At 69.9% G+C, this 16,942-nt stretch carries 14 protein-coding genes; 4 read left to right on the top strand and 10 right to left on the bottom strand.

From position 1 onward, the window contains the following. Window positions 1-67 precede the first annotated feature (67 nt). Window positions 68-1,174: a M1 family aminopeptidase gene (locus tag ACIPUC_RS13490; RefSeq protein ID WP_446589335.1), complete on the bottom strand. Its 1,107-nt coding sequence runs from the start codon at window positions 1,172-1,174 to the stop codon at window positions 68-70. A gap of 290 nt (window positions 1,175-1,464) precedes the next feature. On the opposite strand from ACIPUC_RS13490, the gene ACIPUC_RS13485 reads away from it, so the two are divergent. The 3 genes from ACIPUC_RS13485 (at window position 1,465) to ACIPUC_RS13475 (ending at window position 2,494) form a co-directional block, all read left to right on the top strand. Next, the gene (locus ACIPUC_RS13485) at window positions 1,465-1,704 is read left to right on the top strand and encodes a hypothetical protein (protein ID WP_446589334.1); all 240 of its coding nucleotides are present in this window, start codon (window positions 1,465-1,467) and stop codon (window positions 1,702-1,704) included. Next, a complete protein-coding gene (locus ACIPUC_RS13480) occupies window positions 1,701-2,078 on the top strand; it encodes a hypothetical protein (protein WP_446589333.1) in 378 nt (125 codons plus the stop codon). Before ACIPUC_RS13485 ends, ACIPUC_RS13480 begins: the two co-directional genes overlap by 4 nt. A gap of 140 nt (window positions 2,079-2,218) precedes the next feature. Next, the gene (locus ACIPUC_RS13475) at window positions 2,219-2,494 is read left to right on the top strand and encodes a hypothetical protein (protein ID WP_446589331.1); all 276 of its coding nucleotides are present in this window, start codon (window positions 2,219-2,221) and stop codon (window positions 2,492-2,494) included. 131 nt (window positions 2,495-2,625) lie between these two features. Here the strand turns inward: ACIPUC_RS13475 and ACIPUC_RS13470 are convergent, their stop codons facing one another. The 6 genes from ACIPUC_RS13470 to ACIPUC_RS13445 all read right to left on the bottom strand — a co-directional run bounded on the left by ACIPUC_RS13470 (window position 2,626) and on the right by ACIPUC_RS13445 (window position 11,379). After that, window positions 2,626-3,219, bottom strand: coding sequence for a DinB family protein (locus tag ACIPUC_RS13470; RefSeq protein ID WP_446589330.1), 594 nt, complete (start codon window positions 3,217-3,219; stop codon window positions 2,626-2,628). Between the two features lie 66 nt (window positions 3,220-3,285). After that, the gene (locus tag ACIPUC_RS13465; RefSeq protein WP_446589329.1) at window positions 3,286-3,810 is read right to left on the bottom strand and encodes a MepB family protein; all 525 of its coding nucleotides are present in this window, start codon (window positions 3,808-3,810) and stop codon (window positions 3,286-3,288) included. Window positions 3,811-3,887: 77 nt separating this feature from the next. Continuing rightward, window positions 3,888-4,943 carry a 2,3-diaminopropionate biosynthesis protein SbnB gene (gene sbnB, locus ACIPUC_RS13460; protein WP_446589717.1) on the bottom strand — a complete coding sequence of 352 codons (1,056 nt, stop codon included), beginning with the start codon at window positions 4,941-4,943 and terminating at the stop codon, window positions 3,888-3,890. Between the two features lie 32 nt (window positions 4,944-4,975). Continuing rightward, window positions 4,976-6,031 (bottom strand): TauD/TfdA family dioxygenase, encoded by a 1,056-nt coding sequence (locus ACIPUC_RS13455; RefSeq protein ID WP_446589327.1) that lies wholly within the window; start codon window positions 6,029-6,031, stop codon window positions 4,976-4,978. 42 nt (window positions 6,032-6,073) lie between these two features. Further along, window positions 6,074-8,623, bottom strand: a complete 2,550-nt coding sequence (locus ACIPUC_RS13450; RefSeq protein WP_446589326.1) for a non-ribosomal peptide synthetase — start codon at window positions 8,621-8,623, stop codon at window positions 6,074-6,076. 41 nt (window positions 8,624-8,664) lie between these two features. Next, a complete protein-coding gene (locus ACIPUC_RS13445; RefSeq protein WP_446589325.1) occupies window positions 8,665-11,379 on the bottom strand; it encodes a Pls/PosA family non-ribosomal peptide synthetase in 2,715 nt (904 codons plus the stop codon). A gap of 722 nt (window positions 11,380-12,101) precedes the next feature. Between ACIPUC_RS13445 and sbnA the strand changes: the two genes are divergently transcribed. Then, window positions 12,102-13,079, top strand: coding sequence for a 2,3-diaminopropionate biosynthesis protein SbnA (gene sbnA / locus ACIPUC_RS13440; protein WP_446589716.1), 978 nt, complete (start codon window positions 12,102-12,104; stop codon window positions 13,077-13,079). Window positions 13,080-13,138: 59 nt separating this feature from the next. Here sbnA and ACIPUC_RS13435 read toward each other — a convergent pair whose 3' ends face one another. The 3 genes from ACIPUC_RS13435 to ACIPUC_RS13425 all read right to left on the bottom strand — a co-directional run bounded on the left by ACIPUC_RS13435 (window position 13,139) and on the right by ACIPUC_RS13425 (window position 16,757). Continuing rightward, on the bottom strand, window positions 13,139-14,836 hold the full coding sequence (locus ACIPUC_RS13435; RefSeq protein WP_446589323.1) for a sensor histidine kinase: 1,698 nt from the start codon (window positions 14,834-14,836) through the stop codon (window positions 13,139-13,141). 122 nt (window positions 14,837-14,958) lie between these two features. Further along, a complete protein-coding gene (locus ACIPUC_RS13430) occupies window positions 14,959-15,777 on the bottom strand; it encodes an ABC transporter permease (RefSeq protein WP_446589322.1) in 819 nt (272 codons plus the stop codon). Then, window positions 15,774-16,757 carry an ABC transporter ATP-binding protein gene (locus ACIPUC_RS13425; protein WP_446589320.1) on the bottom strand — a complete coding sequence of 328 codons (984 nt, stop codon included), beginning with the start codon at window positions 16,755-16,757 and terminating at the stop codon, window positions 15,774-15,776. Before ACIPUC_RS13425 ends, ACIPUC_RS13430 begins: the two co-directional genes overlap by 4 nt. Window positions 16,758-16,942 lie beyond the last annotated feature (185 nt).

Genomic DNA, 16,942 nt, shown 5'->3' with positions numbered 1-16,942 from the left:
CCCCCGCCTCCTCGACACACGCCAAGAGCTGACGTGCAGTCACAATGATGAAACATCAGCATGCTTGTCACCAAATTGGGCAAATATTTCCGGCCAGCGCGGCCGTATTCGGCGGTGTTTGTGGGTTGTGCAGCACGGCGAGGGAGCGGTTCCGGTCCCGCGCGGACGGGGGCAGGGTCGGGAGCGCTTTCGCGTTGGTCCGCGATGACGAGGCTTTTCCTGTTCGAATGCGGTGCTCACGCCAGATGGCGGCCATCGCGGGGCCGCCCAGCACCTTCTCCAGGTCGTGCAGCACGCACGCGCCGTTGAAGTAGACGAAGCGGCTCCAGCCGGGACCGTAGGCGGCCCAGTAGCCCATCGAGTTGGTGACGGCCTGGGTGTCGTCCTGCCAGCCGACGTTCTCCGCACACGATTCGCCGTGGTCTCCGATGAGCAGGTCATGGGAGTAGGTCGCGAACGACTCGTCCAGCCACGGCGACGCGTACTCGTCGTTGCCGACGATCCCGTACCACCACTGGTGGGCCAGCTCGTGGAGCATGCCGCTGCCGGTCTCGTCCGCTGCTACCAGGACCAGGCAGGGGAACTCCATGCTGCCGATGGGCGCGAGCCGGTCGCTGATGACCGCGTCGACCTCGCCGTACGGGTACCGGCCGAACCGCTTCCGGAGGTCGTCGATGGCGCGGACCGCCTCGGCCCGGGCGGCCGTCACCCAGGCGTCCGGGGTGCCGGCCGTCCAGTGGGAACGGACCTTGACGCCGCCCGGCGAAGTCGCCACACCAGTGCGGAACGGACCCGCCGCCCATGCGAAGTGCCACACCTGGCGGGCGACGCTCGTGGTGATGGTACGGCCGGGCCCGGCCGGGCGGCGGTGGTGCCGGTCGCCGGGACCTTCAGCGCGGCCGGTGGCTGATCTGGACCGGGGAGGGCGCCTGCGGCGTGCCGCAGCCATCGGTGCCGTCGCCCCACAGGCGGACGCAGACCTCGCGCAGCGGCTCGGCCGACCGGTGGCGAACGTCACCGTCTCGCGGCCGGTCCAGCGGGTGCCGGTGGCGTCCGTGCGCAGGGTGACGCGGTACGCGGGCCGGGAGGGGGCGGCACCCTCGGTGCTGCTCCCGGCGTCGGCGGAGGCCGGGGCGCCGAGCCCGGCCACCCCCAGGAGCGCCGCGAGCGCCATGGCCGCGATTCTGTGCCTGGTCCGCCTCATGGTCTGCCCCCGCAGTCGTGGTGACGGGCATTCGCGCCGCCGACGCTACGGGACCGGCACGACGTTGCCCATAGTCCCGCGCGACTCCAACAGGGCGGGCGCTTCGCCGACTTCGGCGAGCGGTACGGTCTTTTTCGGGACGTGATGCCCACTTTTCGAGGCAGGCAGGCTGAAATATCTCACGTAGCCATAGAGCCTGTGCGATGGTCCCGTTAGCCCGCATTCGGGCAGCAATCAGGACAGCAGAGACGGAGGATTCCGTGCCAATCAACCATGTGCATGTCGCCGCCATCACCCTGGCCGTGGCGTCTGCGGCGATCCCGGCCTCGAAGATCCTCAAGCTGAAGGCCTTCATCGACAAGGTCGGGTGCGTGAAGGAGGCCGCCTACCTCATCCGTGTCTCGAAGGGTGAAGAGAAGCGCTCTGAGCTCGGCGGCGTCCTTGGCTCGCCGGCCGGCGAGATCCTCGGCGTCACCACCATCCAGAACAAGTGCGCATGAGCATCACCGCGGCAGCGCTTACTCCCGTACCTGCCGCCGAGCAGGACGAGGCACTTTACCTCTACACCGTCGGCGAGAAGACGAAAGCCCTCAAAGCCCTCCGCAAAGACTCGGACCTGCCACTGGCGTACGCTCCGGCTGCCCTGGAGCTGCTCCTGGCCGGAGCTCTGCCCAAGACTGTCGAGGAGGCAGGTCGGATCCTCTCGGGCAGGGCACCTGCACTCCACGAGGCCCTGATCACCAAGCTTCGCTCTGGAGAACGCCTGGACGCCCTACGCATCCTGCGCAAGGCCACAGGCGTCGGCATCGTCACCGCGAAACGACTGATCGAGCACCTCCTCGCGCCACCGCAGCCGTCACCGCCCAGTCAGTAGCTGCCCCTGCTTGTGACAGCAACGCCGATTTCCTCGGATCAGGCTCGTAACCCGGTCGGCTGCCGTCGCCGTGCGGCGGGTTCTGCGGACTGCTCGACTGGAGGAGTTCCCCCACTCTCCGAGCTCACGGGAGCTGTACCGTGGCCATCATCGCCATCCTCGAGTTGCCGGGCGTCACCAAGGAGCAGTACCAGGCCAACCACGCGAAAATCCACGCGGCCCCGTGGTGGCCGGCTGCGGGCTTCATCTCCCACGCCGGGGCACCGGCGGACGGCGGCTGGCTCGTGGTGGACCTCTGGGAGTCGAAAGAGGCTCTCGCAGCGTTCATGGAGAAGGCTGCGGCGATCTTCGAGGAAGGCGGCACGCCGAAGGTCGAGCCGAAGATCTACGAAGCGGTGAACGTGGACATCGGCTGAGCTTGCCTTTTGCCCCTCCAGGTGGCCGGCACTACTCCGTCTGAGCGTCCGTAGACGTGACGGAACAGGCGGTCCGGGCCGGGTAGGCAGGCGGGCAAGCTGCCCAACGCGCGCACGTCCACCGAACGACCTCAACTGTGCTGGGCCTGAGCCTCTTTGGCGGACGCCTCCAGTCGCTTCCAGTGATCCTGGTACCAGGCCTCGTCGCCGCCGTCCATGTTGCTGTTGGTCTCCCGCATGCCGACCTTGCCGTCGATCAGCTCGCGGACGATGTCGGCGTGGCCGGCGTGACGGTTCGTCTCGGCCGTCATGTGCAGCATGATCCGCTGAAGCGTCGCGTCTCCGTTGTCGCCCCACCACGCGACGTTGCCCATTGCGTCGAGCGGCAGCTCCTCGATCGTCGCGTCCGCATGCGCCCAGGCCCGGCGGTAGAGGCCGAGGATGTCCTCGCGCGACTCGTCGGCGCGTGCCCACATGTCCGAATTGGGCTCGGCCCCCTCCTCGTGCCAGGGGAGGGGTTCGCTGTGCGGGCGGCCGAAGGTCGGGCCGAAGTACCCGAGCTCGACGCTGGCGAGGTGCTTGACCAGGCCAAGGAGATTGGTTCCGGTCGGCGTCAGGGGGCGGCGGATGTCGTACTCGGACAATCCGTCCAGCTTCCAGACGATGGCTTCGCGGGCCGCTTTGAGGTAGCGGTGCAAGTCGCCTTTGGGATCATTGGGCTTCATGGGGCCGAGTCTCGCATCACCTGCCGACGCCGGTCGCATGGGTTTGCCGGCTGGCCGGAACGAATCCTACGGGTGGTAGAGGGTGTGGGCGCGGGCCAGGTCGGCAAGCCCGTCATGGCCGAGGTGGAGGAAGTAGTTCACCTGCCATGCTTGCGTGCTGCGAGCCTGACGGCTGGTCGTGGCCACCCATGGCGCATAGACGCGGAAGCCCCGCTTTCCACCGGAGCCGTTGCGGGAGACGATGTCGCGCTCGCTCAGCACCTCGCGCGGGAACACGAACTGCCCGAAGCCGCCGTCGTCACGGCTGCTGATGACGAACACGTCAACCCCGTCATCGGTGTCGAAGGGCCGGATCGGCCCCTCCTCCGACCGCTGCCACACGGTGACGAAGTGACCGGCCTTCGCCGGGGTGGTCTTGGCCACGCGGAACCGGACCGACAGGTCATCGAGCGTGAACGCGTGAGCCGCGTACTCGGCGCCTTCCGGTTCGGGCACCGGCAGCGAGCAGGCAAAACCGCTCGGGTCATACACCAACGCCTTGGCTGCCAGCAGGTCGCCGTGGAGCCCCGCCCACGGCTGATTCGTCACCATGCCGTTCATCCTGCCCCACGCCCCGTCCACGCTACGGACAGGGGAGGCCGGCATCCGCACCCCATCCGGCGGGCCGCTCATCCGTAGCGGCGCACTTCGTGGAAGAAGCCGTCGATGACGTGCAGTTGCCCGGTGCGGACGGCCTCGTCGTAGACGTGTTTGCCGACGGCGAGATCGAGCACGCCCAAGCCGAAGGGTGAGAACACCACCGGCCGGTCCGGCGGTACTGGCGCGCGGCCGGTCGTGACGTCGTGCAGCGTGCCGGTGAGGAAGTCGCGGTTCCCGGTGAGCTGTTCGGCCAGGTGGGGCGAGGTGTCGGCTTTGAGGCAGTGCTCGATGTCGTCGACGATGTTGGTCGAGGCGAGCAGGATTTCGGGGGCGAGGTCGCGCAGTGACACGTGCAGGACCAGGGGGTTGTGGTCGAACCATGCCGGGTCGGTGATGTGTGGCCGGTCGGCGACGGTGGCGAAGACGAGCAGGTCGTGGGAGCGGATCAGCTCCTCGGGGCTGTCGTGCACGGTGATCCGGGTGTTCGCATGGCTGGCCTGCAGGTAGCTGTGGAAGCCGGCTGCGCTGTCAGCGGAGGTGTCGTGCACGCCGATTTCGTCGAAGGACCAGCCGGTTGCGGTCAGGAAGGTGTGGATGTAGCGGGCGATCAGGCCTGTTCCGAAGAACCCGACGCGGGCCGGGCGTGTCCGGCGGCCTTGGCTGAGCCTGTGGGCCGCTGATGCGGCCATCGCGGCCGTTCGGGTGGCGCTGATGATGGAGCTTTCCAGGCAGGCGAACGGATAACCGGTGTCGTGGTCGTTGAGGATCAGCACCGCCGAGGCCCTGGGGATGCCGGCCTGCACATTGCCGGGGAAGCTGGAGATCCACTTGAGGCCGTCCACCCGCGACTGTCCGCCGATCGACGCGGGCAACGCGATGATGCGGTCCGTCGGGCGGTCGGGGAAGCGCAGGAAGTACGACGGCGGGTTCACCGACTCCCCGACGGCGTGGAGGTGGTAGGTGCTCTCGACCAGCTCCATGATCTGTTGTTCCTGGCCCTGGAGGGTGTGCTGGACCTGGGCACCGGGGATCACGGCGAACGGGGGCACGGTGAACGGCAGTGGCGCTGCGCTCGGGTCGGACATCGGGGACTGTGCAGGAGTGGGACGGGACGTGGTCATCGGGTGCTCCCTTCGGGGGCCGCGGTCGGGGTGGGCGGGAAGGAGGTCGGGGGCTGTGGTGCGGCCATGGCGACGAGGATCTGGCGCGGCGGCTCGAACGGTTCCCTGCTGTGGGCGGTGCGGATGTTGTCGATGAGCATCAGGTCGCCGGACTGCCACGGCTCGCGGATGGTGTGCTCGGCGTAGACCGTGTTGATCAGCTCGACCATGTCCTCGCCGATCGGGTCGCCCTCGCCGAAGCGGGTGTTGAACGGGAGGGCTTCGGGGCCGTAGACGTCGACGAGGTACTCCCGTACCTCGGGCGCCAGCGTCCACTCGTTGAGGAACGCGATCTGGTTGAACCAGCAGCGCCTGCCGGTGGCCGGATGGCGCACCACGGCCGGGCGCCGCTGGCGGGTGCGCAGGCCTCCGTCGCTTTGCCAGGCGAACTCGATGGCGTTGGCGCGGCAGTAGTTCTCGACGGCTGCCCGGTCGTCGGTGCCGAATGCCTCGGCCCAGGAGGCGCCGATGTCGTCGTTGTAGGTGCGGGTGAGCAGCCAGCCCTCCTTTTCGAACCGCTGGACGAGTTCCGGCGGCAGTGCGTCCAGGACGGCGGCGGAATCCGCGAGGGCGGTGGCTCCGCCCGTGGCGGGTGCCGTCAGGCAGGCCAGCAGCAGCAGACCGGGAGGGCTGTGGGTGTAGCTGACCTCGTGGTGCATGCACATGGGCTGGTTGGCCGGCCAGGCCGTGGAGGAGTACACGCCGGGAGCGTGGGTCTGGCGGGGGGCGAAGGCTTCGGTGTCGGTCATCAGGGCGGGGGTCAATCGGCCGAAGACGGCGCCCACCTGCCCGGTGTCGCACAGGCCGAGCCCGCGGACGAGCAGGGCGCCGTGTTCGGTGACGAGGCCGTGCAGGGTGTGGCGGTGTTCGGCTGCCCAGGCCGGCAGATCAGCCGGGGCCGGGCTCGGGACGTTCAGTATCGGAGGTTTGCCGGGGTGCAGGTCTACCCGGAGCACGGACGCGGAAGTGGGCGCAGGGCCGAGGCTGATCGGGGCGGGGCTGGTGAATGACATGGTCTTCGTCCTTTCGGTGGCGTTGCGGAGGAGGGCCGGCGATCAGGGGGAAGCCGGCTGTGCGGCGGGGCGCCGGTGGGATGCGGTGTCCAGGAACCGGGCCAGATCGGTGAGGACGGGGTGGCGTGCGACGTCTGCCAGGGACACGGCGCGGTCCAGGGTGACGGCGAGTCTTACGGCCGACAGGGAGGTACCGCCTCGGTCGAAGAAGTTGTCGCGCCGGTCGATCCGGCCTTGCGGAATGCCGAGCACGCTCGCCCACGCCGCCGCCAGCCGCTGTTCGGCGGGCGTGTGCGGCGCCTGGACGTCGTCCTCGGCGGCGTGGAGTCGCGCGGCCAGGGCCGTCAAGGCCTTCCGGTCGATTTTGCTGTTGGCGGTCAGGGGGAGGCTCTCCTGCCAGTGGATGGCCGAGGGGACCATGTACGCGGGCAGTGACGTGCCCAGCCGGTCCAGCAGGACGCTGGTTTCGAGCGGGTGGGGGGCGGTGTAGAACGCCACCAGGTGGGTGCTGTGGTCGGGCCGTTCGGTGACCACCACGGCGCTGTCGCGGACCCCGGGTGCTCGTAGCAGGGTGTTCTCGATCTCGCCGGTCTCGATACGGAAACCGCGGATCTTGACCTGGTTGTCGCGGCGGCCGAGGAATTCCAGTTTGCCGTCGAGCCGCCAGCGGCCGACGTCGCCGCTGCGGTACAGGCGCCTGCCCTCCCGGTGTGGATCGGCAAGGTAGGTCGGCCGGGTGCGCTCGGGGTCGTTGACGTAGCCGCGGCCGACGCAGATCCCGGAGAAGGCGATCACGCCGGGCGCACCGAGCGGCACCGGGTTGAGGTGCTCGTCGACGACGTAGAGGTGCACGTTGTTGACGGGCCGGCCCAGCGGGACCCGGTCGGTGTCCGGTACGCGGTCCATGACCTCGTGGTTGGTGTCGTCGCTGGTCTCGGTCAGCCCGTAGGCGTTGACGAGTTTGATGTGGGGCTGGGCGGTGAACCAGCGCTGGGCGAGTTCCTTCTTCAGCGCCTCACCCGTGACCGAGACGTACCGCAGGTCCGGCAGGGGCCGGGGGTGCTGCTCGAGATGGGACAGGACGACGTCGAGGTAGGAGGGGACGACCTGCAGCACGGTGACCTGGCCGCGGGCAACGGTGTCGACGAACCGTGAGGCGTCGAGGATCGCTTCCTGCTCGATCAGCAGGGTCCGCCCGCCGACCAGCAGCGGGGCGAGCAGTTGCCACAGCGAGATGTCGAAGCACTGGGGCGCGGTCTGGGCGACCACCTGCCCTTCGCCGATCTCGAGGTCGTCGATCTTGGCGTAGAGGTGGTTGAGCATGCCCTCGTGTTCGCACATCGCGCCCTTGGGCTCACCCGTCGAGCCGGAGGTGAAGTAGATGTAGGCCAGCTGGTCGGGTGCGACGTCGATACCGAGATCAGCCTCGGAATGCTCCTGGCCGTAGGCGGTGTCGATGAACAGCGTCTGGACTGCGGGCTGGGACGCGAGGGCCGGCTGGAGGGTGGTGGTGGCGGCCGGTTGTGTCATCACCAGCCGGCATCCGGCACGCTCCAGCATCGCTTTGATGCGCTCAGCCGGCAGGTGCGGCTCGATGGGCAGGTACGCGCCGCCGGCTTTGAAGACGGCCAGTACGGCGGCCAGCCAGTCCAGGTTCCTCTCCGTTGCCACCGCGACCACCCCTTCACGGTGTAGTCCTCGGGCCCGCAGGGCGCGGGCCAGCCGGTTGGCGCGGGCGTTGAGCTCCTGGTAGGTCCACTTCCGGTTGCCGTGCTGGGCGGCGACGGCGTTCGGGTGCTGCCGTACGCGCTGCTCGAAAAGCTCGTGCATGCGGTGCTCGGGCAGGTCTCGGCGCGGCCCGGCGAGGCCATGGACCTGGAAACGGAGCTCTTCGGCCGACACGAGGCCCTGGCCCGTGTGATCGGCATCCGGGTCAGCGGCGATCAGGGCGAGCGCGGTCAGGTGATATCCGGCGATCCGGGCAGCGCAGTCCGCGTCGAGGACGTCGGTGCGGTAGCGCAGCCGCAGCGTCAGCCGTCCGTCGTGGTGGGCGATGCCCACCCACAGCGCCGTGTCTGCGGACGGGGTGCTGCTGTCCCGAGCCGGCTCACCGTCGGCGTCGGAGAGGTCGCCGCTGATGCCGGTGAGGTCGAGCACGGTCTCGAAGGATCGTTCGGCGAGGCCGAGTTCGCGCCTGAGGTCATCGACGGGGAAGTCCTGGTGGGCCAGCAGCTGCGCGATGCCGTGGTGGGTGTGCTGCAGCAGGGTCCGCCATGATCCGGGGCCGGTCGTCAGCCTGCACGGCAGCGGCCGGTCGCCGACGGCGGCGACGTAACCGGTGGTGACCTCCTGTTCGCCGCTCAGCGCAGCCAGCACCTTCGCGTGGGCGGTCAGCAGCACACAGTTCAGCGGCAGCGCCAGGTCGTCTGCCAGCCGGCGCAATTGCGTCGCTTGGCCGGCTGGGACCGGAGTTTCGTACGCGGCCACGCCCGCAACCGGCTCCCGGGTCCAGCGGGGAAGGGGCGTGAAGCCGCTGCCGGCGGCCAGGATGCCATGCCAGAACTCTCTACTGGTGGATGCGTTGTGTGCCATGAGGGGTTTCTCTCCTGTGCTGGTAGCGATGTGGTCGGGTGTCAGATGCCGTCGAGCGGGCCGGGGTGGACGGGCGCGGCGCCGGACAGATGTGCCGGCGGCGTTGCGGGTGGCGGGGTGTCGGGCAGCTGCCGGGCCGGGTTTCCTGCCCACCGGGCCCGTTGCGGGACCTGCTCGCCTTTCATGAGGAAGGAGTCGCAGGCGAGCTGGACGCGGTCTGCCAGCGTCACGCCGTAGTGGACGAACGCGCCGACACCGAGGGTGCAGTCGTCACCGATCGCGGTGCGGTCGGACTTGAAGGCGCCGTCCTCCTGCGAGTGGCACTGGACCACGGTGCCCGCGTTCAGCGTGCAGTCGTCCCCGATGGTGACGAGGGTCCGCTCCGGGAAGAAGCAGCCGTCGTCGAAGACGCGCTTGCCGATCCGCGCGCCCAGCAACCGCCAGACGACGTTCTTGAACGGGGTTCCGTCGAAGACCTGCGCGTAATCGACCGACGCCATCTTCCAGAAGCGCTCATGCCGCCAGAAGGACGGCTCGTAGATCGAGCAGTACAGCGGTTCCTGGGCCTTGAATCCGGTGGCGGCCCGTTCGATCAGCGCGAAGTAGACGACGGTGAACAGCAGCGTGAGGACACTGGCCAGCGCGAACGCCGACGCACCGAGCGAGGGGTAGAGGGTGGTGGCGCCCACGGCGACCAGCGTCATGGCGAAGACGTGGATCCACCGGGCCATCAGGTACAGCCCCGCCGTGACGGCATTGTGCCGGTTCTTGGCGGCCAGGCGCCGGCGCAGCTCGCTGCCGCTCTCCAGCTCCTGGAACCGGGTGTCCCGCATCACCGTGCGGGGAATGGCGAAGGGCGGCGAGCCCAGCAGGCCCACGTTCTCCCGTACCTCTCCGTCGACCGGGACCATCACCTTCGTCGCCAGCAGACAGTTGTCACCGGTCTTGGCCTGCGAGGGATAGGCGATGCGGTTGCCGAGGAAGCTGTGGGCTCCGATCGAGACCCGGGACAGTCTGAACGACGTGTGGGAGAACTCGGCATTGATGACCGACAGGCCGTCGGCGACCATCGTCTTGCTGCCCACCGAGCTCAAGAACGGGCTGTCGTGCTTCACTTCGGTCCCGAAGTTCGAGCCGGTCTGTGTGACGCGGGACAGGTCGTAGCCGAGATAGCGCAGGTAGTGGACGATCGCGGAGCTGTCCCCGAACAGCGCCGTGAAGAACTTCCTGTTGGTCAGCAGCGTGATGGCCCGCTGCAGCCCGTAGTGGAGGCCGTAGAGCGGATAGACGGTGTCGGGCTCGAGGGCCAGGTTGAGCAGGCGCGGCACCACGCCCTGGATGACCAGCCCGGCGAGAGCGGCGCCGAAGAAGAGTACGAAGGATGCGGCCAGCGCACCCAGATAGAACGTCCCGCTGGTGAACGACGAGGTTCCGGCCTGAGGCGGCGTGGTCAGCTGCGACAGCGGGGCCAGCAGTGCGGTGACGCCGCCGGAGGCCAGGGGCAGGTACACCAGCAGCAGGGCGAGCAGCTGCCCGGCGGTGTAGCGGACTTTCCTGGCGGTGGAGCAGTCGACGGCACCGACCGTGCGGAAGTTCGTTCCGGTGGGCTCGGCCGGTGACCCGTGCCAGCGCTCGCCGGCGGGGACAGTCTGACCGGCGTGCAGGCTGGAGGCGTGCCCGAGCTGGGCTTGGCCGCCCATGGAGGTGTTGATGTCGAGGACGGTCTGTTCGCTGACGAGGACGTCGCTGCCGAGGGTGACGGGGCCGGTCTGGATGAGACCGGCGTGTGCCCGGTAGCAGGAGAAGAGCACGTCCTTGCGGATCACCGTTCCGTCACCGATCGTGAGCAGATCGGTGCAGACAGGGATGTGCGTGGAGAAGATCGCAACATTGCGCCCGATCTTCGCGCCCAGCGCCCTGAGGTACGCCACGTACAGCGGCGAGCCGATGAACAGGCGGACGGGACTTGTCCGGAGCAGCGATTTGACCAGCCACAAGCGCATGTAGGTGAGGCTCCAGACCGGGAACTCGCGGGGCGTGAAGCGACCGATGAGGGTCCACTTCGCCACGATCGGCACCATGCACAGGCCGGCGAAGCCCGCGCTGCCCACCAGTACGGATCGCAGGTAGACATCGAGTACGCCGGTGCCGGCGCCGACCCACTCGAAGCCTCGGACCGTGGCCAGGGCAGCGACGTAGCAGTAGCCGAGGAACGCCAGGAACTGCAGCGTTCCGCACAGCAGGTACTGGGCTGTGCCAGCCCGCACCGCCGGTATGCGCTCCGTACCGGACGTCGGCGTTGATGCCTGGAGGGCCGGACGGGCAGATGACTGGACAGGCACGGGCGCAGCCGCTGCCGGTCCTCCCGCGGCTGCGGGCCCGGCGGATACGGGCTCAGCTGACAGGGGCGCCGAGGCCGCGGGCGCGGCGGGGGTGAGCGCGGCGGCCAGGCTGTTGACCGTGGGATGCCGGTAGACGTCCTTCATCGAGACGGGCGGCAGGTCTGCCCGCTTCCTGACCCGGGCGCAGAACCCCGCCATCACCATCGAATCAGCGCCCAGGTCATCAAAGAAGTTGCTGTCGCCGGGCACCTGCTCCACGCCCACGACATCGGCCAGCACCTCTGCAAGGAGTCGCGCGGTCTCGGCCGCCGGGCCGCCGGACGTGCCGTCCGGCCTGCCTTCGGGCCCGCTGCCGGAAAGTGTTGAGGTGCCGGGCGGGCCGGCCGTCCAGGCATCGATGGATTTCTCTAGCATGTCCGCTCCTCGACGACGTTCTGGGCGCCGCGGACCGCAGCGGTCGGCAGCCGCCGGCCACGTACTGGGCCTGTGGCGGGAGCAGGCGCTCCCCCGGCCGCGAGGCCGTCAGCTCTCATCTGGTCACCAAGCAAGAAAGACATGTGTAATCCACCCAAATCTGTGCATTTCGCTGTCGGAGGATGCCTTTCGGCATCGATCGTGTGTGTGGTGCGCAGCAACGGGTCGGGGGACGTCGCGTCGCCGCGGTTCTCACCGCCGCTCCCGCTGCGGGGTGCTGGTGAGGGCGTCGTCATCCGTCCGCGAAAGGCCTCGAGCCTTCAAGGGCGGATGCGTGATGCCGCCCCTCCAGTAGGCCCGGTCGGGACATCCCCGTCATGACGCTGAATGTCGTGACTTGACGCCACGCATCCGCAGCGGTAAGCGACCTCTGGTGCCGGTACTCGCGTCTTGGCTCTCGTGCATGCCGGGCGCATTCAAGCTGCCGGACAGGCCGGGACGCACCGACACGGCAGGACACCGGAAGCCCGCGGGCGAGCCGCCCCGCGAGGCACCCGTCCCCGCCTCGGACCACCACGACCGCCCGGCGTCTATCCGTGATCGTGGCCGGCGTCAAGCCCCGACATCCGGTGACATGACAGAGCAGCGGTCAGCCCGCGTACTGGAGGAGTCCCGAAGACGTGGCACCAGACTCCGCCGTGAGCGCATACAAGGAGGCGACCGTGCCGGTCATATCCACCCCCCAGGAATTCAACCAAGACGACCTCTACGTCGACCTAGAGGCGATCACCGAGCACCGCCTGTTCCTCAAATGTGAAGGATTCAACTTCGCGGGGTCCATCAAACTCAAAGCCGCAACCGCAATGGTCGAGGCCGCCGAACGCGACGGCCTGCTCAAGCCTGACTCCATCCTCGTCGAGTCCTCCTCCGGCAACCTCGGCGTGGCGCTGAGCATGATCGCAGCCAGCAAGGGCTACCGGTTCGTGTGCGTGACCGACTCCCGCTGCAACGCGGCGACCCGGCTGCTCCTGGAAGCCCTCGGCAGCCAGATCCACGTCATCACCGAGCCCTCCCCCACCGGCGGCCTGCTCGGCGCCCGGATCGACCACGTGCGCGCCCTGTGCGCCTCCGACGACCGCCACGTATGGCTCAACCAGTACACCAACCCCAACAACCACACGGCTCACTACCGCACCACCGCACCGGCCATCGCCCGTGCCTTCCCCGACCTTGATGTCCTCTTCATCGGGGCCGGCACCACCGGGACCCTCATGGGGTGCGCTCGCTACTTCCGCACTCGGCAGCGCCCGGTACGCATCGTCGCGATCGATTCGGAAGGCTCCGCGACCTTCGGACACACGCCCAGTCGCCGCATGATCCCCGGCCTCGGCACCAGCATCCGCCCCCCGCTCCTCGACACCTCCTACGTCGACGACGTGGTACACGTCAGCGAGGCCGAGACGATTCGCACGTGCCACCGGCTGGCCCGCCACGGCTTCGTCTTCGGCGGCTCCACCGGCACCGTCGTCAGCGGCGCCTCCCAATGGCTGGCCCGGCAGGACCAGGAGGTGACCGCGGTCGCCATCGCCCCGGACCTCGGCGAGCGCTACCTCGAAACCGTCTACCAGACCGGCTGGGTGCAAGACTTCTACGGCGGGGACGTACTCCGGCCCCAGACCGCCACCGCCGCCGCGGCCTGACCCGCCGAGTGCGCCGCCCGGCCCCGGGCACCCGCACACTGCGCAACAGTGCGCGCGGGTCAGGGCCGGCTTGCGGGCACGGTGTCCTTCGCCACCAGCCTGTTGCCGGACCAGCAGAGCCGGTAGAGGTCGACCTCGTCCAAGAGGTTGCGGCCCGAGCGGTAGAACTCGCAGGTGGTGCCGGGCGGCCGGGGTGCGAAACGGGCGTGGTCGGGCGGGTGGGGGTAGGTGCGGGCGGGCAGCAGGGGGGCGAGTTCGGTGCGCGGCCGGCCTGTGGCCAGCTCCTCGAACCGGGAGGGCGGCAGCACGCTCGCCGTCAGTTGCCAGGCCAGGTAGACGGCGGCCGGCACGAAGAAGGCGGCTGCGACGACCGGCGCCGCGAAGGCGGCGACGGAGCGGCGGCGAGCGGCGCTCCGTACGAAGGCGAGCCGCTTGGCGCTCTCGGGAGTGGCGGCGGCGTGCGTGTCCGAGGCTCCGGGGAGAGCGGTCCTGGACGGCAACGCGGACTCGGTGTGCCGCCCGCGGGTCCCGGCTCGTGTTCCGGGCGCCGTCCCGGGTCCCGGCGCCGGTGATCTCGGGCGGGCCGTGGCCTGGTGCGGGAGGACGGCGGTGACGCGGAACCCGCCCCGGTACGGGCCGGTCCGCAAGGATCCTCCGAGGACCGTCACCCGCTCCCGAAGCCCCGTCAGGCCCCGGCGGCCGACGCCGGTTGTCGGGCCTTCGGCCGCGTGCGCCGACCCGTCAGCCGGTGGAGCGGCGTTCACGACGCTCACGCGGGTACGGTCGGCCCCGTGTGTGATCCGCACCCGGATCGCACCGCCCGGCGCGTGCTTCACGGCGTTGGTGACGGCCTCCTGCACCACCCGGTACATCCCCCGTTCGGCAAGGGGAGACAGCGTGGGCACCGACCCGCTCCGCTCCCAGCGCACCGGCACCCCGGAGGCGACCGCCCGTCCGAGGAGGTCCTCGACGGTGTCGTTGACGGGCGGGCCCGCATCCGTCTCCGTGCCGGGCGGGTCGTGCAGGACCGCGACGGTCTCCCGCAGTTGCTCCACGGCGTCCGCGATCGTCCCGCGCAGCTCGGCGAGGTCGGTGCGGTCGCGCTCGGTGAGGTCGGGAGAGAGTTCCAGGGCCCCGGCGCGCAGGGCGACCAGGCTCAGGGCATGGCCGAGGGAGTCGTGCATGTCGGCCGCGATGTCCGCGCGTTCGGTCAGCCGCGCCCGCTCCGCGACCAGGTGTTGCCGCTCCTCCAGGCTCCTGGCCAGCCGCCAGCCCTCCCGTACGAGTTCGCGTCGGCCACGCCAGTGCCGTCCGGCCAGCCAGGGCAGGAGAAGGGCGGCGGGCAGCACGGTCAGCGCGTAGAACCACCACACGGCCGGTGTCCGCAGCACCGCGCACGTCGCGAGATCGACCGCGAGGCACCCGGCGAGCACCAGGAGCGGGCGCCCTGCCGCGGCGACCCGGATGCCCAGCAGACAACTCAGGGCGGCCAGCGACAGGACGTGGGCGTTGGCGGGGGTCGCGGAGTCGGCCATGCCCAGCGCGCAGAGCCCGTTGACGAGGACGACCGCGGCTCCCGGCCGGCAGCGGGACAGCGGCACGGCCACCGCCAGGACTGCCAACGGGAGGAGCAGGTCCAGGGCCGGCGAGGCCGCGCTCGCGTCCCGGAATCCGTAGCCGGTGGCGGCGGCGAGCACGCCCCACAGGGCCACGTCGCCGCACACGGACCTGGCCTGGGATATGCGGGTGTGCAGCATGGCGCGTCGACCGTCCTTCCGATGGATGTCCTCACCTGCCCGGATCGATTCTGTGGGACGGGCCCGGAGACCTGACGAGGGGGTGGCCGCGGTGGGGGTGTCCGGGCGGTTCCGACGCGGGGTCAGGCGTCCCGGCGGCGCAGCACGTACAGGCCGGTCAGGTGCGCGGCCGCGGCCCACGCCGCCACGATCAGGAACGCCGTGGCCTGTGTGAACGGGGCCTCGGCGGCGATGCGCATGAAGTGGTCTCCGGCTCCGTGCGGCAGGTGGTCGTTGACGTCGGCGAGCGTCGGGCCCCCGAGCCCCAGGAGGACGCTCGGCAGTGCCCACAGGAGTGTGATGAGGATCGAGAGCGCTCCGGCCGGATGGCGCGTGGCGAACGCCACCCCGACGGTCAGCACGGCGACCAACGCCTGGTAGAGACCGATCGCGAGGACCTGCCGGAGGCTCTGGCCGGCCTCGAAAGAGGCCCGTCCGTCGAACGCCACCCAGGCCACCACCGTGCCCAGGACGGCGAACGCGGTGCCGGCGACGAACGCGACGACGGCTGCCACCAGTGCCTTCGCCGCCTGGACCCGGTAGCGCCGGGGCACCCACAGCAGAGAGGCACGCACGCTCCCCGTCGAGTACTCGGAGGTGACCGCGACCGTGGCGAGGACGACGACGGAGAACTGTACGAGGACGGCGGAGGAGGCCGCCGCGTTCCCGACGGGCTGGACCGGAGCGTCGTTGATGCGGGCGATCGAGGCGTAGTAGTAGGTGAAGACGCCGGTGATCGCCAGGCCCGCCAGAAGGCAGAGATAGGGGGCTCGGACGGACCAGAGTTTGGTCCATTCGGAGGCGATCGCCCCGGCGACTCCACCGGGTGAGCCCCGGCCGGGGGTGTCGGGCTCGGCGCGGGGCGGGACCGTCGGCCTGCCGGGTGTCGTCGTCGTGCTCACTGTCGTCCCCCTTCGTTCTGTGCCGCGACCACGTCGGCCACGCAGTCGGCCGTGTCAGCGCGGCTGCCGCCCGTCGCGTACTCGACGCTGCGTGCGGTCAGCTCCATGTACGCCTGTTCCAGCGAGACCCGGACGTCGCTCAGTTGGTGCAGCCGGACCCGGCAGTGGTGGGCCAGGTCGCCGATCTCGGCGGCTGTGAGGCCCTCGACGGTGACTTCGCCGGACGCGGACGTCTCGACGCTCACCCCGTCGGCCGTCATCAGGCGACGGACCAGGGTCGCCCGTTCCTCGGGGTCGGGCACCAGGGCGCGCGCCGACGCGGGAGAGGCGGCGGCGAGGAACTCCGTCATGGTGGTGTCGCTCAGCAGCCGGCCCCGTCCGATGACGACGAGGTGGTCGGCCGTCAGCTGCATCTCGCTCATCAGGTGGCTGGAGAGGAACACGGTGCGTCCTTCCGCCGCCCGTTCACGCACGAGCCGGCGGATCCATCGCACACCGTCCGGGTCGAGGCCGTTGACCGGCTCGTCCAGGACGAGCACGGGCGGATCGCCGAGCAGGGCTCCCGCCACCCCGAGTCGCCCGCTCATGCCGAGCGAGTACGTCCCCGCCGGCCGGCGGGCCGCCTTGGTCAGGCCCACCGTCTCCAGCACCTCGTCCACGCGGCGTGCCGGGATGCCGTTGGCCCGGGCCTGGGCGAGGAGGTGGGTTCGGCCGGAACGGGCGGGGTGGACGGCCCGGGCGTCCAGCATCGCCCCCACCGCGCACAGCGGCCGTCGCAGGTCCGCGTAGGGCCGGCCGGCGATCAGGGCCCGCCCGCGGGTGGGATGGTCCAGGCCCAGGATCATGCGCATCGTGGTGGACTTCCCTGCCCCGTTGGGTCCGAGGAAGCCCGTCACACGGCCGGCCTGGACGTCGAATGTCAGCGCGTCCACGGCGACGGTGTCGCCGTAGCGTTTGGTGAGTCCTTGGAGGGTTATCACGGTGTTCCTTCGTGTCGGTCGCGGACTGCGGCATACGGCGCGGGGAACTCGGAGGTGGCGCACACCGGCCGACGCGTGGCGGGGGCGGCCACCGCGTTTCCCGTACGGAAGCGACGCTAGGAGTCCGCGGCGCGGGCGCCCATGGGTCGAACGGAAGCAGCGTCCTGCCCTTCGTCAGGGGTGTG

The organism is Streptomyces sp. LARHCF249 (assembly GCF_052871255.1).
This window is presented reverse-complemented; position numbering and strand designations above follow the sequence as displayed.